This is a genomic window from Streptomyces sp. E11-3 (assembly GCF_046540415.1).
Taxonomy (GTDB): Bacteria; Actinomycetota; Actinomycetes; order Streptomycetales; family Streptomycetaceae; genus Streptomyces.
In genome coordinates this window covers 1,586,151-1,610,724 of record NZ_JAZGRL010000001.1, presented here as the reverse complement: position 1 = coordinate 1,610,724, position 24,574 = coordinate 1,586,151, and the positions used below count along the sequence as shown (strand labels likewise).

General features: G+C 70.9%; 23 protein-coding genes and 1 pseudogene. 11 read left to right on the top strand and 13 right to left on the bottom strand.

The genetic code is table 11. The annotated features are described in order from the left end of the window. Nucleotides 1-28: 28 nt before the first annotated feature. Nucleotides 29-727, bottom strand: coding sequence for a DUF3000 domain-containing protein (locus U9R90_RS07380; RefSeq protein WP_411055581.1), 699 nt, complete (start codon nucleotides 725-727; stop codon nucleotides 29-31). Nucleotides 728-873: 146 nt separating this feature from the next. Between U9R90_RS07380 and hemE the strand changes: the two genes are divergently transcribed. After that, nucleotides 874-1,938, top strand: a complete 1,065-nt coding sequence (gene hemE, locus U9R90_RS07375) for a uroporphyrinogen decarboxylase (RefSeq protein WP_411055580.1) — start codon at nucleotides 874-876, stop codon at nucleotides 1,936-1,938. Nucleotides 1,939-2,055: 117 nt separating this feature from the next. Here hemE and U9R90_RS07370 read toward each other — a convergent pair whose 3' ends face one another. Both U9R90_RS07370 and U9R90_RS07365 read right to left on the bottom strand, forming a co-directional pair. Further along, the gene (locus tag U9R90_RS07370) at nucleotides 2,056-3,432 is read right to left on the bottom strand and encodes an FAD-dependent oxidoreductase (protein WP_411055579.1); all 1,377 of its coding nucleotides are present in this window, start codon (nucleotides 3,430-3,432) and stop codon (nucleotides 2,056-2,058) included. A 59-nt stretch (nucleotides 3,433-3,491) separates the two neighbouring features. Further along, nucleotides 3,492-4,409, bottom strand: coding sequence for a DUF4349 domain-containing protein (locus U9R90_RS07365; protein ID WP_411055578.1), 918 nt, complete (start codon nucleotides 4,407-4,409; stop codon nucleotides 3,492-3,494). A 150-nt stretch (nucleotides 4,410-4,559) separates the two neighbouring features. On the opposite strand from U9R90_RS07365, the gene hemG reads away from it, so the two are divergent. Further along, nucleotides 4,560-6,062 carry a protoporphyrinogen oxidase gene (gene hemG / locus U9R90_RS07360; protein WP_411055577.1) on the top strand — a complete coding sequence of 501 codons (1,503 nt, stop codon included), beginning with the start codon at nucleotides 4,560-4,562 and terminating at the stop codon, nucleotides 6,060-6,062. A gap of 4 nt (nucleotides 6,063-6,066) precedes the next feature. Next, nucleotides 6,067-6,786: a hydrogen peroxide-dependent heme synthase gene (hemQ, locus tag U9R90_RS07355; protein WP_411055576.1), complete on the top strand. Its 720-nt coding sequence runs from the start codon at nucleotides 6,067-6,069 to the stop codon at nucleotides 6,784-6,786. Here hemQ and U9R90_RS07350 read toward each other — a convergent pair. From U9R90_RS07350 to U9R90_RS07315, 8 genes and pseudogenes are all read right to left on the bottom strand, one after another. After that, on the bottom strand, nucleotides 6,783-8,393 hold the full coding sequence (locus U9R90_RS07350) for an alpha/beta hydrolase (RefSeq protein ID WP_411055575.1): 1,611 nt from the start codon (nucleotides 8,391-8,393) through the stop codon (nucleotides 6,783-6,785). The two genes, hemQ and U9R90_RS07350, sit on opposite strands and share 4 nt — an antisense overlap. 259 nt (nucleotides 8,394-8,652) lie before the next feature. Continuing rightward, nucleotides 8,653-10,065, bottom strand: coding sequence for a DUF692 domain-containing protein (locus U9R90_RS07345; protein WP_411055574.1), 1,413 nt, complete (start codon nucleotides 10,063-10,065; stop codon nucleotides 8,653-8,655). Nucleotides 10,066-10,230: 165 nt separating this feature from the next. After that, nucleotides 10,231-11,001 (bottom strand): DUF4142 domain-containing protein, encoded by a 771-nt coding sequence (locus tag U9R90_RS07340; protein WP_411055573.1) that lies wholly within the window; start codon nucleotides 10,999-11,001, stop codon nucleotides 10,231-10,233. A 296-nt stretch (nucleotides 11,002-11,297) separates the two neighbouring features. Beyond that, a pseudogene (locus tag U9R90_RS07335) lies at nucleotides 11,298-11,408 on the bottom strand (TetR/AcrR family transcriptional regulator); the annotation flags it as partial. Between the two features lie 562 nt (nucleotides 11,409-11,970). Then, nucleotides 11,971-12,633 carry a molybdopterin-dependent oxidoreductase gene (locus U9R90_RS07330; RefSeq protein WP_411055572.1) on the bottom strand — a complete coding sequence of 221 codons (663 nt, stop codon included), beginning with the start codon at nucleotides 12,631-12,633 and terminating at the stop codon, nucleotides 11,971-11,973. A 180-nt stretch (nucleotides 12,634-12,813) separates the two neighbouring features. Further along, complete coding sequence (locus tag U9R90_RS07325; RefSeq protein ID WP_411055571.1) at nucleotides 12,814-13,512, bottom strand: ester cyclase; 699 nt, start codon at nucleotides 13,510-13,512, stop codon at nucleotides 12,814-12,816. 255 nt (nucleotides 13,513-13,767) lie between these two features. Then, nucleotides 13,768-14,460, bottom strand: a complete 693-nt coding sequence (locus U9R90_RS07320; protein WP_411055570.1) for a metal-dependent transcriptional regulator — start codon at nucleotides 14,458-14,460, stop codon at nucleotides 13,768-13,770. Between the two features lie 8 nt (nucleotides 14,461-14,468). Then, nucleotides 14,469-15,008, bottom strand: a complete 540-nt coding sequence (locus U9R90_RS07315; RefSeq protein ID WP_411055569.1) for a YbhB/YbcL family Raf kinase inhibitor-like protein — start codon at nucleotides 15,006-15,008, stop codon at nucleotides 14,469-14,471. Between the two features lie 182 nt (nucleotides 15,009-15,190). On the opposite strand from U9R90_RS07315, the gene U9R90_RS07310 reads away from it, so the two are divergent. After that, nucleotides 15,191-15,895, top strand: a complete 705-nt coding sequence (locus U9R90_RS07310) for a GntR family transcriptional regulator (protein WP_411055568.1) — start codon at nucleotides 15,191-15,193, stop codon at nucleotides 15,893-15,895. Nucleotides 15,896-15,979: 84 nt separating this feature from the next. Here U9R90_RS07310 and U9R90_RS07305 read toward each other — a convergent pair whose 3' ends face one another. Next, the gene (locus U9R90_RS07305; RefSeq protein ID WP_411055567.1) at nucleotides 15,980-16,744 is read right to left on the bottom strand and encodes a peptidyl-tRNA hydrolase; all 765 of its coding nucleotides are present in this window, start codon (nucleotides 16,742-16,744) and stop codon (nucleotides 15,980-15,982) included. Nucleotides 16,745-16,774: 30 nt separating this feature from the next. Next, nucleotides 16,775-17,563 (bottom strand): hypothetical protein, encoded by a 789-nt coding sequence (locus U9R90_RS07300; protein ID WP_411055566.1) that lies wholly within the window; start codon nucleotides 17,561-17,563, stop codon nucleotides 16,775-16,777. Between the two features lie 398 nt (nucleotides 17,564-17,961). On the opposite strand from U9R90_RS07300, the gene U9R90_RS07295 reads away from it, so the two are divergent. The 7 genes from U9R90_RS07295 to U9R90_RS07265 all read left to right on the top strand — a co-directional run bounded on the left by U9R90_RS07295 (nucleotide 17,962) and on the right by U9R90_RS07265 (nucleotide 24,356). Further along, nucleotides 17,962-18,798 (top strand): pyrimidine reductase family protein, encoded by an 837-nt coding sequence (locus U9R90_RS07295; protein WP_411055565.1) that lies wholly within the window; start codon nucleotides 17,962-17,964, stop codon nucleotides 18,796-18,798. Nucleotides 18,799-18,927: 129 nt separating this feature from the next. Then, the gene (locus tag U9R90_RS07290) at nucleotides 18,928-19,395 is read left to right on the top strand and encodes an indole-3-glycerol phosphate synthase (RefSeq protein ID WP_411055564.1); all 468 of its coding nucleotides are present in this window, start codon (nucleotides 18,928-18,930) and stop codon (nucleotides 19,393-19,395) included. Nucleotides 19,396-19,470: 75 nt separating this feature from the next. Next, nucleotides 19,471-20,865 carry a UDP-N-acetylmuramate--L-alanine ligase gene (gene murC, locus U9R90_RS07285; protein WP_411055563.1) on the top strand — a complete coding sequence of 465 codons (1,395 nt, stop codon included), beginning with the start codon at nucleotides 19,471-19,473 and terminating at the stop codon, nucleotides 20,863-20,865. Between the two features lie 37 nt (nucleotides 20,866-20,902). Beyond that, nucleotides 20,903-21,310, top strand: a complete 408-nt coding sequence (gene msrB / locus U9R90_RS07280) for a peptide-methionine (R)-S-oxide reductase MsrB (RefSeq protein ID WP_411055562.1) — start codon at nucleotides 20,903-20,905, stop codon at nucleotides 21,308-21,310. A 451-nt stretch (nucleotides 21,311-21,761) separates the two neighbouring features. After that, on the top strand, nucleotides 21,762-22,436 hold the full coding sequence (locus U9R90_RS07275) for an LmbU family transcriptional regulator (RefSeq protein WP_411055561.1): 675 nt from the start codon (nucleotides 21,762-21,764) through the stop codon (nucleotides 22,434-22,436). Between the two features lie 522 nt (nucleotides 22,437-22,958). After that, on the top strand, nucleotides 22,959-23,456 hold the full coding sequence (locus U9R90_RS07270) for a hypothetical protein (RefSeq protein ID WP_411055560.1): 498 nt from the start codon (nucleotides 22,959-22,961) through the stop codon (nucleotides 23,454-23,456). A gap of 45 nt (nucleotides 23,457-23,501) precedes the next feature. Beyond that, nucleotides 23,502-24,356: a DUF4097 family beta strand repeat-containing protein gene (locus tag U9R90_RS07265; protein WP_411055559.1), complete on the top strand. Its 855-nt coding sequence runs from the start codon at nucleotides 23,502-23,504 to the stop codon at nucleotides 24,354-24,356. Nucleotides 24,357-24,574 lie beyond the last annotated feature (218 nt).

Below are 24,574 nucleotides of genomic sequence, written 5' to 3'. Positions count from 1 at the left end.
GCGGTGGGCGGTGGGCGGTGGGCGGTCCTCAGGTGGCCTGCGGCCCGCGGCGCTGCGGCAGCGAGACGACCGAGGCGTCCGTGGACCCGGCCGGCCCGGCCGGCCCGGCCGGTCCGGTCGGCCCGCTCGGCGGAAGACCGGCGATCTGGCAGAGCAGATCGCACCACGCGGTCAGATGCGACACCAGGTCCGGCACCCCGCCGAGGCCGTCGCGCGGCGTCCAGGACGCCCGGATCTCGATCTGCGAGGCGGGCGGCCGCTCCGCGAGCCCCCCGAAGTAGTACGAACCCGCCCGGGTCACGGTGCCGCTCGGCTCCCCGTACGACAGACCGCGCCCCTGCAACGCCCCCGTCAGCCAGGACCAGCAGACCTCCGGCAGCAGCGGATCGGCCGCCATCTCCGGCTCCAGATCCGCGCGCACCAGCGTGACCAGGCGGAAGGTGCCCTTCCACGCGTCGTGCCCGGCCGGGTCGTGCAACACGACGAGCCGCCCGTCCGCGAGGTCCTCGTCACCCTCGACGACGGCCGCCTCCAGCGCGTACGCATACGGGGCGAGCCGCTTGGGCGCGCGGGTCTGCTCGATCTCGATCTCGGGCCGCAGCCGGGCCGCTCGCAGTGCCTCCACGGCCGTGCGGAACGGGAGCGGAACGGCATCCGCCGCCGCATTCCCCTCCGTACCGTCCATCCCGTCCGAACCCTCCGACAGTTGTCCCCGCACCGCAGCCATGCGGGGAAGGTTAAGGGGAACGGGGCCCTCACGAGGGCGCGACACCCGGGCAGCGGGCCGGAGTTCGGGTCGAGGCCGCCTCGCGGACCGCGCGGGGCGACGTGGTCGCCGGTCCGCCGCCGATTCCCCCATGCGAGACTTCCCCTGTGAGTGCCACAGACCGCCCCACGGGCCAGCAGAACGCAACATACGACTCCGCCTTCCTCAAGGCGTGCCGACGCGAGCCCGTGCCGCACACACCCGTGTGGTTCATGCGGCAGGCCGGGCGCTCACTGCCCGAGTACCGCAAGGTGCGCGAGGGCACCACGATGCTCGACTCCTGCATGCGGCCCGACCTGGTCACCGAGATCACGCTGCAGCCGGTCCGCCGCCACCGTGTCGACGCCGCGATCTACTTCAGCGACATCGTGGTCCCGCTCAAGGCCATCGGCATCGACCTGGACATCAAGCCCGGTGTCGGCCCGGTCGTCGCCTCGCCGATCCGCACGCGCGCGGACCTGGCGCAGCTGCGCGACCTGACGCCCGACGACGTCGCGTACGTCACCGAAGCGATCGGCATGCTGACGGGCGAGCTCGGCTCCACCCCGCTGATCGGCTTCGCGGGCGCGCCGTTCACCCTCGCGAGCTACCTCGTGGAGGGCGGCCCGTCCCGCAACCACGAGCACACCAAGGCCCTGATGTACGGCGACCCGCAGCTGTGGGCCGACCTCCTGGACCGGCTCGCGGAGATCACCAGCGCGTTCCTGAAGGTGCAGATCGAGGCGGGCGCGTCGGCGGTGCAGCTCTTCGACTCCTGGGTCGGCGCGCTGTCCCCCGCCGACTACCGTGCCTCGGTCATGCCCGCGTCCGCGAAGGTCTTCGACGCGGTGGCCTCGTACGGGGTGCCGCGTATCCACTTCGGTGTCGGTACGGGTGAGCTGCTCGGGCTGATGGGCGAGGCGGGGGCGGATGTCGTGGGCGTCGACTGGCGGGTGCCGATGGATGAGGCCGCGCGTCGGGTCGGGCCGGGCCGGGCGCTCCAGGGGAACCTGGACCCGGCGGTGCTCTTCTCCACGCCGGAGGCGGTCGAGAAGAAGGCTGATGAGGTGTTGGCGGCTGCGGCCGGGCTCGAGGGTCACATCTTCAACCTGGGCCACGGTGTGCTGCCGACCACGGACCCGGATGCGCTGACGCGGCTGGTGGAGCACGTGCACGCGCGTACGGCGAGTTAGGTGGTTTGTCCTCAAGCGCCGGACGGGCTCAATTTGAGCCCGTCCGGCGATTGAGGACAAACGGGTCTGGGGCGGAGCCCCAGTTTCGGGAAGGGGCGGGATTGGGGAAAGAAGCGCCTACGCCCCACCCGCCCGCACCGCCGCGACCGCCTTACGCGCAGCCACCAGCACCGGATCCCACACCGGCGAGAACGGCGGCGCGTACCCCAGGTCCAACGACACGACCTGCTCCACCGTCATCCCCGCGGTGAGCGCGACCGCCGCGATGTCGACCCGCTTGGCCGCGCCCTCGCGGCCCACGATCTGGACGCCCAGCAGCCGCCCCGTACGCCGCTCCGCGAGCATCTTGACGGTCATCAGGGCCGCGCCCGGGTAGTAGCCCGCGCTGTTGGTGGACTGGATCGTGGCCGTCACATACTGCAGGCCTGCCGCCCGCGCATCCTTCTCGCGCAGCCCCGTACGCGCGATCTCCAGGTCGCAGACCTTGCTGACGGCGGTGCCGACCACGCCGGGGAAGGTCGCGTACCCGCCGCCCACGCCCGAGCCGATCACCTGGCCGTGCTTGTTCGCGTGGGTGCCCAGCGCGATGTGCCGCTCGCGGCCCGACACCAGGTCGAGTACCTCGACACAGTCGCCGCCGGCCCAGATGTTCTCGTGGCCGCGTACCCGCATCGCCAGGTCCGTGAGCAGGCCGCCGTGCTCGCCGAGCGGCAGACCCGCCGCGCGGGCCAGGGCCGTTTCGGGACGTACGCCGATGCCCAGGACCACCACGTCCGCCGGGTACTCCGCGTCCTCCGTCGCGACGGCCCGCACCTGGCCGTCCTCGCCGGTGAGGATCTTGGTGACCTCGGCGCCGTTCACCATCTCCATGCCGATGCCGGACATCGCGTCATGCACGAGCCGCCCCATGTCGGGGTCGAGCGTGGCCATCGGCTCGGCGCCGCGGTTGACGACGGTGACCGCGTAGCCGCGCCGGCTCAGGGCCTCGGCCATCTCGACGCCGATATAGCCCGCGCCGACCACGACCGCCCGACGCCCCTCGGTCGCGGCGAGGGTGTCGAGCAGGGCCTGGCCGTCGTCGAGTGTCTGCACGCCGTGCACCCCGTGGGCGTCGATGCCCGGCAGCGACGGCCGCACGGGCCGGGCGCCGGTCGCGATGACCAGCTTGTCGTAGCCGGTCCACGCCTCCGTGCCGGACTCCAGGTCGCGGGCGAGCACCCGCTGCCCGGGCACGTCGATCCGGGTCACCTCGGTGCGCATCCGCAGGTCGATGTCGCGGTCCCGGTGCTCCTCGGGTGTGCGGGCGATCAGGTCGTCCCGCTCGGGGACGTCACCGCCCACCCAGTACGGAATCCCGCACGCGGAGAACGAGGTGAAGTGCCCCCGTTCGAAGGCGACGATCTCCAGCTCGTCCGGGCCCTTGAGCCTGCGTGCCTGCGAGGCGGCGGACATGCCCGCCGCGTCGCCGCCGATGACCACCAGTCGTTCGCTCATACGAACACGCTACGGGGGATGGTGAGTTCAGTCCCCTCTTCAGTCCTCCGTCGGGGCGTTCAGTCCTCACTCGGGGCGGTCAACCGGGCCCGTACCAGCCGCCACACCACGAACAGCAGCCCGAGCGCCGCGGCGAACGGCAGCGCCGCGCCGAGCGCGATGGCGATCCAGTGCAGGCCGGTGACGAACGCGTTCCAGCCGCCCGCGATGGCGCTCAGGAAGGTCGGGTCGTCGTCCTCGTCCTTCGCCTTCTTCTCGGCGGTCTCGGACAGGACGAGCGTGATCGTCGCCATGGTGGTGCGGTCCTTGAGCGAGGCCCGGCGGGCGAGCAGCGACTCCAGTTCGGCCTGACGCGAGCTCAGTTCGCCTTCCAGGGTGACCACATCGCTCAGCTTGGCGGCCTGGTCCATCAGCTCCCGCACCCGGGCGACACTGGCCCGCTGCGACTTCACCCGGCTCTCCACGTCCACCACCTGCTCGGTGACGTCCTCGGCCTTCTTCTTGCGCTCGATCAGCTTGCCCGTGCCCGCCAGCGCGGTCATCACGTCCTCGTACTTCTCCTGCGGCACCCGCAGCACGACCCGCGAGCGCTCCCTGCCCTGCCGGTCGCGGTCCGTGGTCTCGCTGCCGACGACACCGCCCGCGTCCAGCGTGGCGTCGCGGGCCGTGCCCAGGGCCTTCGGCACATCCTTGACCCGTACGGTCAGCGAGGCGGTGCGGATGATGTGGGTGCCGACCGGGTCGGGCGCCTTCTTGCTGCCCGACTGGGAGTCGGCGGCGGAGCCCCGGCCGCCTTCGGGCGCGGCGGCGCCACCGTCCCGTTTGGCGTCCTCCCGGGCCGCGGACTCGCTCTTGGCGCCGGAATCGCGGTCGACAGCACTGCACCCCCCGACCGCGACGGTGGCCGCGAGCAGCAGGGTGGTGAGGGCCCGTACGGACCGGTGCCTGGAATGGCTGGAATGGGTGGATGCACGCATGGGACATGCCCCCGAGGCGTTGAGGATGTGTGGTGTCCGATGCAGCTTTGACGCGCGGGACCTGCGCGGGGTTTGCCCGGTGCCGGTACCGAAGCGGTCACGGTGCGGCCTCGGTACGGACTCCGGTTCCGGGTCTGAGAGAGTGAAACCATGCGGAAAGCGGACACACGTACGGGCCAGGTCATGCGTCACGCCACCGGCCATGTCGTCGTCATCGGAGGCGGGATCGCCGGGTTGGCCGCCGCCCACCGACTGCTCGAAACGGGCGCCCGGGTGACCGTCCTGGAGGCCACCGACCGGCTCGGCGGCAAGCTGCACGCCGGTGAGATCGAGGGCGTACGCGTCGACCTCGGCGCCGAGTCGATGCTCGCCCGGCGCCCCGAGGCCGTCGAACTGGCCCGCGCCGTCGGACTGGGCGACCTGCTTCAGCCGCCCGCCACCGCGACCGCATCGCTGTGGACGCGCGGGGCGCTGCGGCCCATGCCCAAGGGGCATGTGATGGGCGTACCCGGCGACGCCGACGCGCTGGCCGGGGTGCTCTCCGACGACGGGCTGCGCCGGATCGAGCAGGACCGGGAGCTGCCGCCGACCGAGGTCGGCGACGACGTCGCGGTCGGCGAGTACGTCGCCTCCCGCGTCGGCCGTGAGGTCGTCGACCGCCTGGTGGAGCCGCTGCTCGGAGGGGTGTACGCGGGTGACGCGTACCGCATCTCGATGCGGATGGCCGTCCCCAAGCTCTACGAGGCCGCCCGCACCCACCGCTCCCTCATGGACGGCGTACGCGACATCCAGCGGCAGGCCGCCGAGGCCGGGGCCACAGGGCCGGTGTTCATGGGCATCGCGGGCGGCGTGGGCCGACTGCCGCTCGCGGTCGCCGAGGCGCTACGCGCGCGTGGCGCCGAGATCCGGCTCAACTGCCCGGTGCGCGGGGTGCGCCGGGTCGCGGACGGCTGGGAGGTCCGCATCGAGAACGGAGAGAACGGAGAGAACGGAGAGGGCGGGAGCATCGCGGCCGACGCCGTCGTCGTCGCTGTACCCGCCCCGCAGGCCGCCCGGCTCCTGGACGCCGACGCGCCCGCCGCGGCCGCCGAACTGCGCGCCGTCGAGTACGCCTCCATGGCGCTGATGACCCTCGCCTACCGCAGGGCCGACGCCGACCTCCCCGCGGGCAGCGGCTTCCTCGTACCGCCCGTGGACGGCCACACCATCAAGGCGTCCACCTTCGCGAGCCAGAAGTGGGGCTGGATCGCCGACGAGGACCCGGACCTGCTGGTGCTGCGCACCTCGGTCGGGCGGTACGGCGAGGAGCGGGACCTCGGCCGGGACGACGCCGACCTCGTCGACGTATCGCGGCACGACCTGCGCGAGGCCACCGGACTCACCGCCACACCCGTCGCCACCCGCGTGACCCGCTGGACCGACGGCCTGCCGCAGTACCCCGTCGGCCACCACGCGCGCGTGGCGCGCATCCGCGAGCACGTCGGCAAGCTGCCCGGACTCGCGGTGTGCGGCGCGGCGTACGACGGGGTGGGCATCCCGGCCTGTATCGCCAGCGCGTACGCGGCCGTGGACCAGCTCGGCGGCGATTCCGGTGGCCTGGATCGGCTCAGCGCGAACCCGGTCCAGAGTCTGCACGGCGGCGCGGCAGAATAGCCCCATGAGTGACGACGCCCCCGCCAAGAGCCCGAACGCCGGCAAGAAGGCCAAGGACCTCAACGAGGTCATCCGCTACACGCTGTGGTCCGTCTTCAAGCTGCGCGACGTACTGCCAGCGGACCGGACCGGCTTCGCCGACGAGGTCCAGGAACTGTTCGACCAGCTCGCCGCCAAGGACATCACGGTCCGCGGCACCTACGACGTGTCCGGCCTGCGCGCCGACGCCGACCTGATGATCTGGTGGCACGCCGAGACCGCCGACGAGCTGCAGGAGGCGTACAACCTCTTCCGCCGCACCAAGCTCGGCCGCGCCCTGGAGCCGGTCTGGTCGAACATGGCCCTGCACCGCCCGGCCGAGTTCAACAAGTCGCACATCCCGGCCTTCCTGGCCGACGAGACGCCGCGCAACTACGTCAGCGTCTACCCGTTCGTACGCTCCTACGACTGGTACCTGCTGCCCGACGAGGACCGCCGCCGGATGCTCGCCGACCACGGCAAGATGGCCCGCGGCTTCCCGGACGTCCGCGCCAACACGGTGGCGTCCTTCTCGCTCGGCGACTACGAGTGGCTGCTCGCCTTCGAGGCCGACGAGCTGTACCGCATCGTGGACCTGATGCGGCACCTGCGCGCCTCCGAGGCACGGATGCACGTACGCGAGGAGGTGCCGTTCTACACCGGGCGCCGCAAGTCGGTGGCCGACCTGGTGGCGGGGCTGGCCTAGCTGACACCTGCCGGGGCGTACGGGGCGGCCGTCCGGCTGCCCGTCGCCTCGGGCTCCGGCTCCGGGCGCGGGTCGCAGCCCGCCGCGCGCCGCGCCGGGAGCCGGCCTTCCAGCAGGTAGGCGTCCAGGTGCCCGTTGACGCACTGGTTGGGGCCACCGGCGACACCGTGCGTCCCGGCCTTGCGCTCGGTGACCAGTGCGGAGCCCGGCAGCCTGCGGCGCAGCTCGTAGGCCCCGTGGTACGGGGTCGCGGCGTCCCGCTCGGCGGCCAGGATCAGTGTCGGGGGCAGGGCGCCGTCGGCGAGCCGGATGTCCAGCGGGCGCTGCCGGGGCACCGGCCAGTAGGCGCACGGCAGGTTCATCCAGGCGTTGTCCCAGGTCTCGAAGGGCGCCACGCGCGCGAGGCGGGTGTTGTCCTGGTCCCAGGTCCTGAAGTCCGTCGGCCAGGGCGCGTCGTTGCACTCGACGGCCGTGTAGACGGCGGTGCTGTTCTCGCTGTCCGCTGCCCTCGCCGGGTTGGGCGCGGCCTGCTCGACGAGCGGCTTCGGATCGCCCTTCAGGTACGCGGCGAGCGCGGCGGCCCGCTCCGGCCAGACCTCGTCGTAGTACCCGGTCTGCAGAAACGCGCTCTGCAGCTCGCCGGGGCCGACCTTGCCGCCCGCGGGCTTGAGCGCCAGCGCGGCCCGTACCTTCTCGTAGGAGCGCGCGACCTGCTGCGGGCTGCGGCCCAGGCCGTACGTCGTGTGGTGCTCCGCCACCCAGGTGCGGAAGTCCGCCCAGCGGCGCTCGAAGGCCAGCGACTGGTCGAGGTTGTTCTGGTACCAGATCTGCGACGGGTCGGGGTTGACCGCCGAGTCGAAGACCATCCGGCGCACATGGGAGGGGAACAGCGCCGCGTATAGGGCGCCGAAGTAGGTCCCGTACGAAGCGCCCAGGAAGTTGAGCTTCCGCTCCCCGAGCCCGGCGCGCAGCACATCGAGGTCGCGCGCGTTGTTGAGCGAGTGGTAGTGCCGCAGCGCCTCGCCCGTCCGGCTCAGGCAGCCCCGCGCGTACGTCTTAGCCCGCGCGACGCGCTCCTTCTTGTACGTCTCGTCCGGGTGACGCGGCGCGAGCGTCGGCGCCTTGTCGAGCCCCGCCGGGTCCTGGCAGGACACCGGAGCGGAGCGGCCGACACCGCGCGGGGCGTAGCCGACGACGTCGTACGCCTCGGAAATGCGCCGGAACGCGGGGAGATCGGCCGTCGAGACCATCGGGAAGTACATCCCGGAGCCTCCGGGGCCACCGGGGTTGAAGACCAGCGCGCCCTGCCGCTTGGCCGGGTCCATGGCCTTCACCCGACTGACCGTCAGCTTGATCTGCTCGCCGTCGGGGTCGGCGTAGTCCAGCGGTACGGACACGGTGCCGCACCGCACCGCCGACGGCAGGCGCTCCACCTCGGGGCAGCGGCCGAAGGTGATTCCGGCTGCCGCGGCGCGCTGGGCGGCGAGCCTGGTGCCCAGGTCCTCCGGAGCCTTTGGGGCGCCGCCCGCGGGCGATGCGGCCAGGCCGGTCAGGGCCAGCGATCCGGCGATGGCGTACAGGACAGGCGCTTTCCCGCGCTTCGGCATCCCTCGGCATCCCTTCGAGCGGCACTCGTATCAAGCGGCACACGTGTCCCGTGCACCACTCGCATAAAAGGGATACTTCGGTTGGCGGCGGGCGAAGTAAAGCACCGGGCTGCCGGTGTCGGAGCCATGACCCCGATGCCCGGCGCGGCGGGTATCGGTCACCGGCGTGGCGGGCATCGGCGTGGCGCGCCGGTCACCACCTCACGCGCCCCGCCAGCTCCTCACGCGCCCGCCCGTCACCACCTCACGCCCCCGCTCGTCACCTCCTCAACAGCGCGTAGCGGGCCGTCCTGGCCAGCCGGGCCATGGGGCGGCCGGTGAGCGGGGCCGGGCCCGAGCGCTCCAGCCACCACCGGGTCAACTCCCGCCGCGCGCCCGGCGAGCGGGGCCTGCGGGCGCGCAGCAGATACTCGGCGAAGTCCAGCGCGTCGCGCCGGTGCCCGGCGGTCAGCGGCCGGTTGCGTGCGTACGTGACGAAGGCGGGCCGGTACTCCGCGCCCAGAATCCGCGGGAGCTCGGGCGCCACCTTGGCCACCACATCGGCCCGCTTCCCCGTCAGCGCCCGACTCTGCACCCGCAGCCGCTGTGGGTCGAACCCCTCGGGTACGGGCGTACCGGCGACGAGCGCGGACAGCAGCGAGGCCTGCCGCAGGCCGACCCGCTGGCGCGCGGCGTCGCTCGCGGGTGCGGGGGCGGGGGCGGGTACGGCTGGCGGCGTTGGCGTCGGGGCCGGGGCGGTGGCGACGGGAAGCGGGGCACCCGACGGCCGCCCCGCGGTGACCAGAACCCGCTCGCGGGGCACGGCCGCCCTGTGCACGCCACGGGTCGCGGCGCCACGCACGTCGCGGGTCGCGGCCTGGCGGACGGCGTCGAGTTCGCGCTCCAACTCGGCCTGATCCGGGTAGTCCTCGTCGCGCTCCAGCAGGACGCCCGGTGGCGTCACCCGGGACGCGAGGTCGGCCAGGATGTCCAGGACCGGCTGCGGCACGGGGTGCGCGTGGCTGTCGTGCCAGACGCCGTCGCGGTGGACGCCGCCCGCGACATGGACGTACGCGATCGCCTCGACCGGCAGCCCGTCGAGCGCGGCTGACGCGTCCTCACCACGGTTGACCTGATTGGTGTACAGATTGGCGACATCGACGAGCAGCCGTACCCCGGTCCGCTCGACCAGCTCGGACAGGAACTGGCCCTCGGTCAGCTCCTCTCCCGGCCAGGAGATCAGCGCCGCGATGTTCTCCAGGGCGAGCGGCACCGGCAGCGCGTCCTGCGCGATCCGGACGTTCTCGCACAGCACGTCCAGCGCGTCCCTGGTGCGCGGCACCGGCAGCAGATGCCCGGCCTCCAGGCGCGGGGACGCGGTCAGTGCCCCACCCGCCCGTACGAACGCGATGTGCTCGCTGACCAGCGGCGCGCCCAGCGCCTCGACCCGCTCCGCGAGCGCCGCGAGCCGTCCCGGGTCCGGCCGCTCCGCGTCGCCGAGGCCGAGTGAGACGCCGTGCGGCACGACCGTGACACCGCGCTCGCGCAGCCGTAGCAGCGACGGCGCGACATGCCCCGGACAGACGTTCTCCGCCACCACCTCGACCCAGTCCACACCGGGCATCCGCTCCACCGTCTCGGCGATCTCCGGACGCCAGCCGATCCCCGTACCCAGCTGTACTCCACTGCTCATGGTCCCCCTCCTTCACTGCACGGCCCGGGGCGCGGGGCGCCGCGGGCCAGGTGTGCGTGAGGTTCTTCTCGCCCCGCAGGGACGGGTGAACCCACCTGGGGGGACGTTCAGAGCTTGATTTGAGGTTTCACCGGTGGGTTTCGGCCGTGGTCGTCATCGCGGCGCCTATCCCACCTCGGGACGGTTGGTGTTGATGTTCGCTGTGCCGGGTGCGGAGGGCCGCGAGGTGAAGGACTGGTCGCCGCCGGTCGGCCCGGCCGCGGGGGGCGGGAGCGGGGTGCTGCCCGGAGTGGGCGGCGGCGGTCCGGTCGGGCTGGCCGTCGACCGGCCCGCCGCGTCCCTGGCCAGAGCGTCGAAGTCCACGTTCCCGGTCCGTTCCAGCATGGTGATGTGGTCCAGTACCGCCTGGTTCGCGTCGGTGGCCAGCTGCCGTACGAGCGCGTTGCGGGTGGTGTGCCGGACCTGCGCGATCAGGGCGAAGACCTTGCCGTGGGAGTCGCGCAGCAGGTTCGCGAACTTCCGCTCGTACGTCTCGCCCTCGGCCTCCGTCAGCTCCTGCAGCCAGCCTCGCTGCTGCTCGGTCGGCTGGCTGGGCAACTCGACGCCGAGTTGCGCGGACACCTGCCGCACCCGCTTGTCCAGGTCGGTGTGCCCGACCACCAGATGGTCACCCGCGTCCTTGATGGCCGCGGTGGGCGCCCGCTCCATCGCCTGCTGACCAGCGGGGATCTCCCAGAGCCCGGCAAGCCTGACCTTCACCAGCAGGTCTCGGTCGGTCGCGCTGAGCGGGCCCCACTGCGTGGCGACGGTACTGGCCTCAAGGTTGGCCTCGCCGGTTCCCGAGCGGTCCGCGTAGGACCAGACGGGGTAGGCGAGCGCGGCGAGCGTCGCCACCAGCGCCGCGATGATGAGGGCCGTGCCGTTGATGCGTCGCAACAAAGTAACTCCCGGGGTAGCGCGTTCTCCGCACGAACCAACCGTCAACCGGGCAGCCGTACAACCCGAATGACAGTATTGAGAGATACGCGATGGCCTACGGGTGTGTTCAGCGGGCCGTGTGGTCCGGTGGTGACCAGTGGTGCGAGCGCCCACGATGGGCACGCACGATCCGTACGTGGTCGGGGCGGCTCACGAACTCCTTGAGCCACAACTCTTGAGCCACAACTCATCGGCCCACACCGAGACGGAGCCCGAGCGGCGGTGAGGCTCACGGTCATGGGGCCGGGGGAGGGGGATGCGGCCTCCAGCCCCTCGACGGACGCGAGGCCGACGGTATGCCGCAGCACCAGCTGCCGGGTGCGGTTACCGCGCTCGACCTTGCCGTCCAGACGCGTTCGGGCCATGACGCCCCTATCTGACGTTCGACATGACCCACACGCAACTGTCCCGGAAATCGTGGATCATGAGCGGGCGTAGAGGGGCGGGGCAGCTCGTCATGCGGAAGAATGCTCCGTATGACGACTTGAAGAGCACGGGGTGCGCGGCAACGGTGGCTCAAGCTCGGGACGTGGGAGACGGTCCCGGATGGAAACCGGCGGGTCTGTGAGACCTGCGGGACGGCTGTCCGCTCGTACCGATATCGGTTCCATCCGCCCGCGTCCTCCATGTTCGAACGATGCATCGGGCTCGCATGGTGTTCTGGCTGCCGGGTCTACTCCGGTTCGATGGTGCATGTTCCCCGGGAGCAGGTGCTCGTTGACGCCCTGGCATCGCTGCCCCGCGATCACAGGGAACGTCTCGAACGGAGCGAAACGCGGTTGGTCGAGTTTCTCGACCAGCGGTTCCAGCGCGAAGACACGCCACCTCGTTCTTGATGGTCGGACACTCGCGTCGGGTGACGTTGGCGTCCGTGCCTGCAATGCCTGCTCGATCCAGTCGGAGCCGGGGTGTGCGGTAGCACCACGGTCACTTGCGACTACCTCGGGCGCTCAGCGCGCGGATCGGCCCGATCAGCGCCCGGTAGACAGGCCGCACCACACGGCCGGGAAGATTGCGGTGACGTTCCTCCTGCCAGACCCTCGCCCTGCGGTGCGCCGCGAGGGGCGACCACCGGTCGGGATCGCGGGGTTGGGATGTGTGGAGTTCGATGCGGCAGAGGTGCTTTGTACTGACGAAGCCGTACTGGCTGGGGCTGACCAGTCGCACCGGAGCGCCGTGGTCGCTGTCGAGCGGCCGCCCGTTGAGACGGTCGGCGATGAGCACGTCGTCGGCTAAGGCGTCCTCAAGCAGCACGATCGACCGGTGGCCGTCGAGACCTTCGAAGGCGATATGGCTGATCGACGCGTCCGGGGCGAGCAGCGGTTCCACCCGTGTGCGGTAGAGGGTCTCGAACGCGGTTCCTTCCCACAGCAGGTTGGTTGCCGACCATCCGGCGACACAGTGGAAGTCCGCTCCGAGCTCTTGTCGTGGCAGCTTCGCGAGGTCGGTCACGGGCAGGGTGACGGCCTCGGCCAGAGCTCCGCCGATCTCGATCACCGGGTCGGCTGGGACGGGCGGCGGCGGGTGATGGAGATGTGTGCCGAAGCGTGGGAATCCGTCGACTGCACGTTGGCCTGGGGGAAGCGTCACGTCGGTCCTCCGTGAGCGTGTATCGAGATGTTGCGGGGTGGACTACCTACCTTTGGTGCCTCGGTGACGCGGTGCGTCGGTGCCTCTGATAGTCGCCTACGACCGGCAGGAGCGTCACGCGCGGCAGCACTGATCCGGCCGCGTCCCGCGGACGCAGCGCACCGACCCAGCGGGCAGGCCCTATCCCTCCAGGACGCCCAACTGCTGCAACAGGCCCAGCTCGTCTTCGTTCGTCCAGCACTCGGCCAGCTTCCCGCCCTCGCAGCGGAAGGTGCAGTGGCCGGTTCCGGCAACGTCCCGGTGGGTCGCCTCGATGCCCTGGAAGTCGCGGACGTGCCGGGCCTTGAAGGAGAACCGCACGGCCACGAGGTCGCCCTCGGCGACCATGCTCTCGACGGCGATCTGGGGCCCGAACGCCTCAATCCGGTCCCGGTATGCGCGCTTGGTCTGCTCGAGGTCGTGGGTCGAGAGGGCCGGGACGTTCTCGCGGTAGTCCGCGTAGTCCGGGGTGCACAGGGCGTCCACGGCGTCGACGTTGCCGCTGTTCACGACCTCCTCGAAGAACCGTTGAACGGTGTCCTTGTTCAGTTGCTCGTCTCGTACGACATCCAGATCGGTGAAGGTCGGCGCCACGTCGCACAGCGCCACCATCTCCTGGAAGATCCGGTCGGTCTCGGGAAGGTGCGAGTTCTTCATCGCCTCCTCGTACGAGGGGAACTCCACGATCTCCATCACATGCGAGGAGTCCGAGCGGTCCTGGCCCATGATCGTGTGGGTGGCGGTCCGCTTGCCCTTGGTGGCCTCGGCCCAGCTGTCCAGCAGCTGGTTCAGCTCGTCGATGCGGCTTGTCTGGCAGTCGATGACCTGCACGAATGTCATGACGCTCATCTCCCGGTCTCGGAGCGTCCCGATGTTTTCAGGCTATGCCCGCCCCACTGCCCTGTCGCGGGCGCGAACCGACGCGGTGGTGTCCGTCATGGAACGACCGTGCGGGAGCCTGACCGTCTACGTCGTCGACCGGACCCCTGACAAGTTGCCCCTGCTCATGGAAGGAGGCCCTGGACCACGATCGTGGTCCAGGGCCTCCTCGTGCTTGCACGAGCCATGGCAACGGGCGGCGGCGCCCGGCTGGGCTCAGCGCTTGGCCACGAAGACGTGCGTGGCGGTCTGCGTGGGGAGCTCAGTGGCCTCCCCGCCACCGCCGACTATCACGCCGCCGGGCAGCGACGTCACGCTGACGACCGCGCCGGGCCGCACTCCGGCGTGCCGCAGGATGTGCATCAGCTGAGAGTCGGTCTGAACCTGCTCCCCTATGCGCCGTACGACCACGCTCCCGCCGTTCGGCCCGAGCTCCAGATCGCTGAGGCTGACCATGCTCTCGTCGGGGAACGGATCCACCGCGCTCTTCCCGCCGAGCTCCTCCAGGCCCGGGATCGGGTTTCCGTAGGGCGAATGTGTCGGGTGCCGCAGCAGATTGAGGACGCGGCGTTCGACGGCCTCGCTCATCACGTGCTCCCAGCGGCAGGCCTCGGCGTGAACGTGCTCCCACTCCAGGCCGATGACGTCGACGAGCAGGCACTCCGCGAGGCGGTGCTTGCGCATCACGCGTGTCGCCAACCGGCGGCCCTCGTCGGTCAGTTCGAGGTGCCGGTCGCTGGCCACGGTCACCAGACCGTCCCGCTCCATCCGGGCCACCGTCTGGCTGACCGTCGGGCCGCTCTGCTTCAGGCGCTCGGCGATCCGGGCGCGCAGGGGGACCGCACCTTCCTCCTCCAGCTCGACGATGGTGCGGAGGTACATCTCCGTGGTGTCGATGAGGTGGGACATGCTGCTGGTCAGGCGGGTGTTTCGGCGGTGGCGGTCAGGACCGCGCGGCCGAGGATGTGGCCGGCCATGGTGAAGCCCAGGACGGCAGGGGTGGCGTCGGCCGCAACGCCGATGGACTCGACGTCGAGGGCGTGCACCACGATGACGTACCGGTGAGGGCCGTGCCCGGCCGGCGGGGCGGCACCGATGAAACGGGCCGCGCGGGCGTCGCCCGGCAGCTGGAAGGCGCCCTCGGGCAGGCCCGAGCCGGTGTCGTCGCCGGCGCCCTCGGGCAGTTCGGTGACGGTGGCGGGGATGTCGGCGACCGCCCAGTGCCAGAAACCGGACCCGGTGGGGGCGTCGGGGTCGTAGACGGTGACGGCGTAGCTCTTGGTGCCTTCCGGGGCGCCGCTCCAGGACAGCTGCGGGGAGACGTCCTTCCCGCCAGGGACGCCGAAGATGCCGGAGAACTGCTCCGGCGACCAGTCGGCGCCGTCGGTGACGGTGGTGCTGGTGACGGTGAAGGAGGCCGCCTCGGGGAGGCGGGCGAAGGGGTCGTTGGCGCTCATCGCGTCGTTCCTTTCATGCCGTGCTGTGGGGTGGCGTCATGCCGTGCTGTGGGGTGGCGGTGATGCGGCAATGGAGGCCCCGCGGCGTCCGCCGCGTAGAGGCACCGCCGTCACCGTCCATCTGTCGTAATCGACCATAACACTAATAATCGATTATTCACTGGATCGTCTATGCTGCAGTCATGACCCAGACGGTTCACACCTCGACCTCATCGGCCAAGCAGATGCTCTCCGAGCAGGTCTACGCGCATCTGCGGGGAGCGATCCTGCGCGGGGACTACGCCCCCGGTGACGCCCTCAAGCCCCATGACCTGGCCAAGGAACAGGGCGTGAGCCTGGCCGTCGTGCGCGAGGCGCTCGTGCGGCTGGTCGGCGAGGGCCTCGCCGACCGGCTGCCCAAACGCGGCTTCGCCGTCCCGGCCTTCTCCGACCGCCGCTGGCAGGAGATCGCGGAGGCCCGCCGGACCGTCGAGCCGGTCGTGCTGCGTATGTCCATCGAGCTCGGCGACGTCGACTGGGAGGCCCGCGTACGAGCCGCCCACCACCGTCTGGCCCGTACCCCGGCGTACGTGCCGCAGGAGGGCGAGTACTACAGCGCCGCATGGTCCGAAGCCCACCGGGTCTTCCACCGCACCCTGCTGGAGGGTTGCGGCAACCTGGTCCTGCTGGAGACCTTCGACCGGATGTGGACCGCGAGCGAACTGGCCCGCCGCTGGTCGGCGCACCGCCGCCCCGACCGGGACCACGTGGGCGAGCACCGCCGGCTGGAGGAAGCGGCGCTGGCCCGTGACGCCAACACCGCTGCCGAGGTGCTGGCCCAGCACCTCACTCTGACCGCGGCGGGGCTAACCGGGTGCACCCACCACGACGCCGCGAAGGAAGCCTGAGCGCCTCGACGGGAGCTGAGCGGCGCCGTCCGCCCGGCTCGTCAGGTCAGCGGGTCCCTGCAAGAGAGCCGTACCCGCAGCGGGTCACGCCCGTGGTGTGCGTGGCAGGGAACCGACACGGTGGTGGCCATCCGCGACGACTGTGCAGGAGCCCGGGGCGATCTCCGTGAAGCCCGCGTCGCGGACCACCGGCCTGCCGCTGGTGGTGAGTTCGTGCCAGCGGGCCGGGTCCGCGGTGCGGACAGTGAGAGGGAAGCCCGCGTCGCGCCAGGCGGTGCGGTCGGGGGCGGAGAGTTCCCACCAGGCGAGTTGGGCGCCGTGGCCTGCCTGGGCCATGGCCTTTCCGGCCGACATGTCGACTTCGGGGTTCATCCAGAGGACCGGGGCCGAGGCGTCGGGCGCGGCCGGGGGCTCCGGGTCGTCGAGGTCGGTGCCGGAGACCTGGAGGCGGGCCAGGTCCTTGGGCCAGCCGTCCAGGGGGACCGGTGGGAACACCCGGACCTCGGCTGTCTCTCCGGTGACCGTGATGCCCGGCAGCGCCTCGGCCCGGCGCCACTCCGCGCCCCGGGCCCGCCGTACGACCTTGCGGATCCTGGCGTCCTGCCAGTCGCGGATCGCCTGCGCCCACTCGCCGTCGCCGACCGACCGCTCGTCGCTGAGCATCACCAGCACGGCGCGAGCCGCGGTCTCCAGCGCGTCCGTACGGGCCGGGGGAGCGGCCTTCTCGATACGGGCGACCAGAGGCAGGACGAACTGCGGGGCTACGTCGCGTGCCTCGCTCTCGCGGCGGAACGGGCTGTCGGCGTCGGCGGTGGTGTTGGTGCTAGTGGTGGTGTCGTGGCTGCTCACGCTGTTCAGTCTGCCAGCTGCCTGTGGGGGCTACGGGCACTCTCGGGTGCGGCGGTAGTCCTGGCCGCTGACGTACTCGACGCGCAGGTCCGCGCTCTCCTCGACGATGAAGAGCGTTCCGTCCTGGGGGCTCCAGTGCCGGGGTACGAGGAAGAGCCGGTCGCCGGAGACATGGAAGAGCCGGAGTCCCGCGTACCGGTAGCGGTAGGGGCTGCCCTTCTCCGCGACGACGGCCAGGCAGCTGCCGCCGCCGCGGATCAGCAGGTCGTCCTTGCTGAAGGCGACGACGGCGGGGAAGCCGTCGGCGACCGTGTCCGCCGTCAGCGCGGCTCGGCCCCGACCGACGATCTCGGCGTACGACGAGACCGACCAGAACAGGGCCAGTACGGCGATCAGTACGGCCGGGCCCCACAGCCTCAGGCTGCGGCGGCGGTCCGCGTCGGAGGCGCTCGGGTCCTCGGGGCGGGGGTGGGTGAGTGCGTACGCGGTGAGCGGGGCGCCGGCCAGCAGGGCGAGTGGGATGAGCAGTTCGAAGAGGGCGGGGGAGAGCGCGTAGAAGGGGAGGAGGAGCAGGGCCGGGCCCCAGGCGTATCGGAGTGGGCGCAGCACTCGGCCGGCCCGCCGCGGCGGCACGCGGTGTACCCAGCGGTGCGCCGCCGTCGCGGCCAGCGCGGCTGCCATGGCCAGCAGCACGGGGATGTAGAGGGCGTCGACACTGCGGAGCAGGTAGTCGGCGGTGGAGAACCTGAAGAGCGTGGGGTGCAGGCCCAACGTCTGGGTCTCGGCGTCGGTGCTGGCCCAGCCGAAGTAGAAGAGCACGGCGGTGAAGAGGGAGAGCAGCGAGCCGATGGTGCCGAGGAGCTCCGGCCATCGGGTGATGGCCGACGGGCGCGGCGTGGGTGGAGTTGGTGGAGTTGGTGGGGGAGGGGCTGTGGACGGGNTCGTCAGACTCCCGTCGTCCGCCCGGAGGGCGGGCCGCGCGCCCGCTGCGAAGCAGCTGATGTCACTGTGGTGCGTGCGATCGCAAGGCGCCGGAATGGTCTCGAATGGGGTCTCCCCTGCTCGAGCGAAGCCGAGAGCTTGGGGAAGGAGCTACTAGGGCATTTCGGCAACGCGGCGAGCGTGCGCCCGCCGCGCCAGCGGCTGATGTCACTGCGGCGTCGCGCGGCAGGCGGGAGTCTGACGACAGGGCCTGGGGTCATGTAAGACTGCACCGCATGCGCAGCTTGTTCCCTGTGACCGACGAGACAGGCCAGTCGGGCGAGACAGACGAGACGGACGAGGCGGACGAGGCGGGCGGGACGGCAGGCCCCGGACGGGGAGCCGACCGCGAGTGGGAGCTCGACGCGCTCGCCGACTACTACGCCTATCCCGAGAACGAGCGTGCCGAGGGCGTCTGGCTGCGGGGCAACATGGTCTCCACGCTGGACGGCGCGGCCCAGCACGAGGGGCGCTCGCAGCCCATCTCCTGCCCCGCCGACATGCGGATCTTCGGGACCCTGCGGGGGCTCGCGGACGCGGTCGTGGTCGGCGCGGAAACGGTACGCCAGGAGGGTTACCGGCCGCCGCGCGCCCGGGAGGTGTTCGCCGCGCGCCGGGCCGCGGCGGGCCAGGGGCCCGCGCCCGCGATCGCCGTGGTCAGCGCGAGCCTGGACCTCGACTTCTCGCTTCCGCTTTTCACCGCGCCGCTGGTACGGACCGTGGTGCTGACCGGCGCCGAGGCCCCCGCGCAGCGGCTGCGGGCCGCCGAGAAGGCGGGTGCCGACGTGGTGGTCGCCGGGGACGGCAGAGGTGTGGACCCCGCCAGGGCCGTACGGGCGCTGGGGGAGCGCGGACTCACCCGGTTGCTGACCGAGGGCGGCCCGCGGCTGCTCGGCCAGTTCGTGGCGGCCGGAGTGCTGGACGAGCTGTGTCTGACCGTGTCGCCGATGCTGGTGGTAGGCGACGCGCAGCGGATCGCCCACGGACCCACTCTGGCGGTGCCTGAGCGGTTCGTGCTCGCCTCGGTGCTGGAAGAGGACGGGTTCTTGTTCACCCGCTACCGTCGAAGCTGACAGGCAGCGGAATTGGTCGTTCCGTTTAGCCTCCGCTGGGCACACTAAGACTCGGGGACCCCGTGCGGGTACGGGGCAGGATGGTTTCCGCAGGGGCCTGACGGCCCCCGAAGGAGAAGGGCGCCGGTCGTGTTCACGAGCGTATTGATGATCGAGAAGGCACTGTCGGCCGTCGACGTGGAGTTCGTCACCACCCTGCACGGCGACGAGCGGGTCTCCTTCGTCGTCCTCATGCAGCCGCGCGGCGACCAGGACCGCCTGCTGCGCGCCGTCGACGACGTCGCGCTCGGCGAGCTCGACGAGGCGGTCCGCGAGGCCGGCAAGGGCAAGGGCGGTGCCGCCGCGGCCCCCGCCCAGGTGGCCCTGGAGCACTCGCTCGGGGAGCTGCGCAAGGCGGGCAGCGAGGCGGTGGGCCAGCTCGTCGAGGACCACCCGCTGGACCTGCTGACCTCCGTCACCCAGGAGACCGGGGCCGACGAGGTGATCGTGCTGACCGCGCCGCACTACGTGGAGGAGTTCTTCCACCGGGACTGGGCGTCCCGGGCCCGCCACAAGGTCGGCGTACCGGTGCTCAAGCTCTACGCACACAGCGAATAGGCTGGGGGCGGGCGGCCCCCGCGCGCGACGCGGTCGCCGCCCGCACCGACGTACCGCCGCGCCCAGGAGACGTATATGACCCCCGGCCTTCCCCCCGCCATGGACCGACCGCACTTCATCGGCATCGGCGGAGCCGGAATGTCGGGGATCGCCAAGATCCTCACCCAGCGCGGCGCCGAGGTCGCGGGCAGTGACTCACGTGAGTCGGTGACGGCCGAGGCGCTGCGCGCGCTCGGCGCGACGGTGCACATCGGGCACGCCGCCGAGCACCTCGCCGCCGACGCCAGCTGTGTCGTCGTCTCATCGGCCATCCGCGAGGACAACCCGGAACTGGCCGCCGCCCGCGAGCGCGGCATCGAGATCGTGCACCGTTCCGACGCGCTGGCCGCGCTGATGAACGGTCTGCGCCCGATCGCCGTCGCGGGCACCCACGGCAAGACGACCACCACCTCGATGCTGGCCGTCTCGCTCTCGTCGCTGGGTCTCGACCCCTCGTACGCGATCGGCGGCGACCTGGACGTCCCCGGCTCCAACGCCCTGCACGGCACCGGCGAGATCTTCGTCGCCGAGGCGGATGAATCGGACCGCAGCTTCCACAAGTACGCCCCCGAGGTCGCCATCGTCCTCAACGTCGAACTCGACCACCACGCCAACTACGCGTCGATGGACGAGATCTACGACTCCTTCGAGACCTTCGCGGGCAAGATCGTCCCCGGCGGGACCCTGGTCATCTCCGCCGACCAGTCCGGCGCCGTCGAGCTCACCTCCCGGCTGCGCGACCTCTCCTCGCTCAAGGTCGTCACCTACGGCGAGTCGGAGTCCGCGGACGTACGCATCCACAAGATCACCCCCCGTGGTCTCACCAGCGAGGTCACCGTGGTGCTCGGGGGCAAGTTCCTCACCTTCACGGTCTCGGTCCCCGGCAGCCACTACGCGCACAACGCGGTCGCCGCGCTCGCCGCGGGCGTCGCCCTCGGCATCCCGGCGCACAACCTCGCCTCCGCGCTCGGCAAGTACACCGGCGTCAAGCGCCGCCTCCAGCTCAAGGGCGAGTCGGCGGGCGTGCAGGTCATCGACTCGTACGCGCACCACCCCACCGAGATGACCGCCGACCTGGAGGCCATGCGCTCCGCCGCCGGGGACTCCCGCCTCCTGGTCGTCTTCCAGCCGCACCTCTACTCCCGCACCCAGGAGCTCGGCACCGAGATGGGCCAGGCCCTGACCCTCGCCGACGCCTCGGCCGTCCTGGACATCTACCCGGCCCGCGAGGACCCGATCCCCGGCGTCACCAGCACCCTCATCATCGACGCGGCCCGCGCGGCCGGCGCCGACGTCACGCCCGTCGCGGACAAGGAGAGCGTCCCCGACGTGGTGGCGGGAATGGCCCGCCCCGGCGACCTCGTTCTCACCATGGGCGCGGGCGACGTGACGGACCTCGGCCCGAAGATCCTGGCCCGCCTGTCGCACTGACGCACTGGCCCCGAACCGAGGGAACGAGGAAACCGCTATGCCGTACGAGGTCGACAAGCCGGACGAGCAGTGGCGCAAGGAGCTGACCCCGGCGGAGTACGCGGTACTGCGCGAGGCGGGCACCGAGCCCGCCTTCGTCGGCGAGTACACGGACACCACCACGCACGGGGTGTACTCCTGCCGCGCCTGCGGGGCCGAACTCTTCACCTCCGGGACGAAGTTCGCCTCACACTGCGGCTGGCCGTCGTTCTACGACCCGAAGGACACCGACGCCGTCGAACTGGTCCAGGACCGGTCCCATGGCATGGTGCGCACGGAGGTCCGCTGCGCGAAGTGCGGCTCGCACCTGGGGCATGTCTTCGAGGGCGAGGGCTATCCGACGCCCACGGACCAGAGGTACTGCATCAACTCGATCTCGCTGCGGCTGGCGGCGGACGAGGGCTGAGGAGCTCGCGACACACTCCGGTACTCCGGGCGGTGCGCGCGAGGCGACCGGAGCGGGTTGAACACCCGCTCCGGTTTTTCATGCCCGGACGCCTCCGCACCGTCCGGGCATGGTCGTTTTTCAGCCGACCCCGATGAGTAACCCCACGCCTCCAGGAGCGTAATCCGAGACGGCCGGCGGGTGTGCTTTACATAAAGATGGATTCAGCCGCGCAGGGTCAGGTAAACATGGCTGTGCAGATCTGTTCGATCGGGTGTTCCTGTCGCGTGACCGGGGAATGACTGACACCGACTCAAACGATTGTGCGCATCTGTGACGTATGTAATAGTATTCTTGATCCTTGAACCGACCGTAGGGTGACCGGCTATGGTCGGCTGGGTAATTCATTCCCTTGACCAGGAATGCATTTACCCCTGTTCGTAGCTTGGACTCTCAATACGGGGTGATTCGGATGGATGCCACCACGGGCGTTCAGGATGCCAAGATCTCATGGCCGCGCAGGTCCTCGCCTTCGGTGCTTCGAAACGAGGGGGCTGGTGGTGAGCGACCCACGCGCGGCCAGGTGCTCACGACCGGGGTCGGCCTTCAGATGCCTGCCGACCTCACCTTTGAGGACTGGGAGCGGGCCGGTCAGCAACTCGCCGGTGTCGTCAACTCGTCCGTGTGGTGGCTGGGTGACTGGCTGGTCCACGGGAAGGATCATTTCGCCGACCGTTATGAGCGGGGGGTGCGTACCGCTGGGTTACGCTATCAAACCCTGCGTAACTACGCATGGGTTTCGCGTCGATTCGAATTACATCGACGACGGCCTCGGCTGAGCTTCCAGCATCATGCCGAGGTTGCCTCGCTTTCGGTCGACGAGCAGGAATTGTGGCTCGATCGGGCCGAGCAACTGCACTGGAATACGAAGCAGCTTAGGAATGGCATTCGGGAGGCACATGACAGTGCGTCCCGAGTGGGCAAGAAGGATTCGCCCGTGCGGCGGCTCGCCGTGCCGGCGAACCGTGTCCAGTGGTGGCGTGAGGCCGCTGAGCAGTCGGGGATCGACTTCGAGAAGTGGGTGCTGGAAACCCTCGACGGTGCGGCTCGGGAGGCGTTGGACGAGATCGAGTCGAGCGTCGAGTAGGTGACGGCTCCGAAGGGTCCGTGAGGCGTGGCGCGCGTACGAGGTCGGTGTGTTGCTCGGTGGAGAGCTGCAAGCCGGCCTCGACTGCTGTCTGGTTGCCTATGGTTTGGCTGAAATTTCCGCTTTGAGGTGTGATGGGCGGCCGGGGTGCTCGGCGGTGCCGCCGCGCTGTGTGGCGATTGCCGTGCCCATAGTGCGCGGGCCCGTCGGGTGGACCCATCGGGGATGGCCCCTCCTTCCGTAACGGCGCGGGTCTGACCCCGGATTCCGGTGCCGTTTCGGTGCGATTGCGGCTCGTGTCGTCTGTCCTGTTGACCGGACAGTGTCCGGTCGGTGTGTGGCGCCATCGATGCGCCATTGCTGCGCCACCGGGTGCCACCGTAGGACAGGCGTGGCGCCATCTCAAGCGCCCCTGAAGGCAGTGATGTTGAGAGCGGCGGGGGTGGGCCCGACCCTGCGGCGGAATGGGGCTGAGTCACTCTGGCACTTGCCATGGCGCCACATGTGCGCCACTATGGCGCCATGGACCTGACGCCCTATGTCGACAACCTCCGCCACGAGTTCCTGGCCGCGGCAGAGGCTCGCGGCGAGGAGGCTCTCGTCGTGGGAGAGGGCCTCACCGCAGCACTCGACTCGTCAGTCCGGCTCACGCTGCTCAAAGCGCTGTCGGATGCCGCGGATGAGATCACCCGCGACCTTGTGCCGGGCTCGGTGGATGTGCGGCTGCGCGGCCTCGACATCAGTTTCGTGGTGACACCACCGCCGGAACCGTCGCACGACGACGCCGCCGAGTACGGCGACGAGGCCCCACCGGCCGACGCCGGCGGTGCCCCGGCACGGATCAACTTCCGCCCTCCCGAAGGGCTCAAGGCACAGATCGAGGAAGCGGCGGGCACAGAGCGGCTTTCGGTCAACGCCTGGCTGGTGCGCACCGTCACCGGCGCCTTGCGCGCCGACGGTCGGCGTGCCGAGCGGCGCGGGCCACGGGGGAACCGGCACTACCGCGGCTGGGTGCGGTAGTAGAGCCATGAATAGGCAAGCGGACCCATGACGGAAGGACCGGCCGTGGCCAGTTTTGACACCCCTGAACCGATCTCCGTAGCAGTCGAGATCGCCATGGGTGACATCAGGCTCATAGCGAGTGACCGCACGGACACCGTCGTCGAGGTACGCCCGACCGACAGCTCCAAGGCGTCCGATGTGAAAGCCGCTGAACAGCTACGGGTTGGCCTCTCCCGCGGCACGTTGACCGTCAGGACGCCCACCCGGCTGTTGCGACGGTCCGACGTGGAGCGCGACGGTGGCTCGGTCGACGTGACGATCGAGCTCCCCGAGGGCTCCCGGCTGCGCGGTGGCTCGGTGTGGGCGGCGCTGCGCTCCGAAGGCCGGCTCGGGGAGTGCCGGTTCGAGACCGTGGAGAGCGACATCAGGCTGGACCGGACAGGGCCGTTGCGCCTGACCGTCGTCTGCGGCGACATCACGGTGGCTCGCGCGTCGGGTCACGCGGAGATCACCAACAGGTCCGGCAGGGTCCGGATCGGCGAGATCGACGGCTCAGCGGTGATCAAGAACGACCACGGGGACAACACGGTCGGCGAGGTCACCGGCACCCTGCGGGTGACCGGGATCAACGGCGACATCGACATCGACCGGGCATACGGAGGCGTCGAGGCCAAGACGGCCCACGGCAGCATCCGGGTCGGCGAGGTCAGGCGAGGCCTGGTCCTGCTGACGGCAGCGTCCGGCGAGGTCGAGGTCGGAATCCGGGAGGGCACCGCGGCGAAGTACGACGTCACCACGGTCTCCGGCGCCGTGCACAACTCCCTGGAGTCCGTGGACGGTCCCGGCAGTTGCACCGACATCGTGGAAGTCCGTGTCCGCACCTTCGACGGAAACGTAGCGATCCGTCGGTCCCAGTGACCACGTTGGTCCCAGCGACCACGTCGGTCTCACTGACCACGTCGGTCCCAGTGACCACAGAGCTGCCGACGGGAGGCGAGTGTGCCTCGCGTCGGTGTCAGCGCGGCGGCCCGGAACCGGCCATCCCCCGTTCCGGTGTCCGGGTCGCCGCTCCCTCGGGGCTGCCCCGTCCGCTCCCCCCGAACGGGGCAGCCCGCGCGGTTCTTTGACGAGGAGTG

Excerpts from the sequence above, each read along its gene's own strand:
- U9R90_RS07380 (WP_411055581.1), bottom strand. The coding sequence starts at position 727 with ATGGCTGCGGTGCGGGGACAACTGTCGGAGGGTTCGGACGGGATGGAC.
- U9R90_RS07370 (WP_411055579.1), bottom strand. The coding sequence starts at position 3,432 with ATGAGCGAACGACTGGTGGTCATCGGCGGCGACGCGGCGGGCATGTCC.
- U9R90_RS07365 (WP_411055578.1), bottom strand. The coding sequence starts at position 4,409 with ATGCGTGCATCCACCCATTCCAGCCATTCCAGGCACCGGTCCGTACGG.
- hemG (WP_411055577.1), top strand. The coding sequence starts at position 4,560 with ATGCGGAAAGCGGACACACGTACGGGCCAGGTCATGCGTCACGCCACC.
- hemQ (WP_411055576.1), top strand. The coding sequence starts at position 6,067 with ATGAGTGACGACGCCCCCGCCAAGAGCCCGAACGCCGGCAAGAAGGCC.
- U9R90_RS07350 (WP_411055575.1), bottom strand. The coding sequence starts at position 8,393 with ATGCCGAAGCGCGGGAAAGCGCCTGTCCTGTACGCCATCGCCGGATCG.
- U9R90_RS07345 (WP_411055574.1), bottom strand. The coding sequence starts at position 10,065 with ATGAGCAGTGGAGTACAGCTGGGTACGGGGATCGGCTGGCGTCCGGAG.
- U9R90_RS07325 (WP_411055571.1), bottom strand. The coding sequence starts at position 13,512 with ATGACATTCGTGCAGGTCATCGACTGCCAGACAAGCCGCATCGACGAG.
- U9R90_RS07320 (WP_411055570.1), bottom strand. The coding sequence starts at position 14,460 with ATGTCCCACCTCATCGACACCACGGAGATGTACCTCCGCACCATCGTC.
- U9R90_RS07315 (WP_411055569.1), bottom strand. The coding sequence starts at position 15,008 with ATGAGCGCCAACGACCCCTTCGCCCGCCTCCCCGAGGCGGCCTCCTTC.
- U9R90_RS07310 (WP_411055568.1), top strand. The coding sequence starts at position 15,191 with ATGACCCAGACGGTTCACACCTCGACCTCATCGGCCAAGCAGATGCTC.
- U9R90_RS07295 (WP_411055565.1), top strand. The coding sequence starts at position 17,962 with ATGCGCAGCTTGTTCCCTGTGACCGACGAGACAGGCCAGTCGGGCGAG.
- murC (WP_411055563.1), top strand. The coding sequence starts at position 19,471 with ATGACCCCCGGCCTTCCCCCCGCCATGGACCGACCGCACTTCATCGGC.
- msrB (WP_411055562.1), top strand. The coding sequence starts at position 20,903 with ATGCCGTACGAGGTCGACAAGCCGGACGAGCAGTGGCGCAAGGAGCTG.
- U9R90_RS07275 (WP_411055561.1), top strand. The coding sequence starts at position 21,762 with ATGGATGCCACCACGGGCGTTCAGGATGCCAAGATCTCATGGCCGCGC.
- U9R90_RS07270 (WP_411055560.1), top strand. The coding sequence starts at position 22,959 with ATGGACCTGACGCCCTATGTCGACAACCTCCGCCACGAGTTCCTGGCC.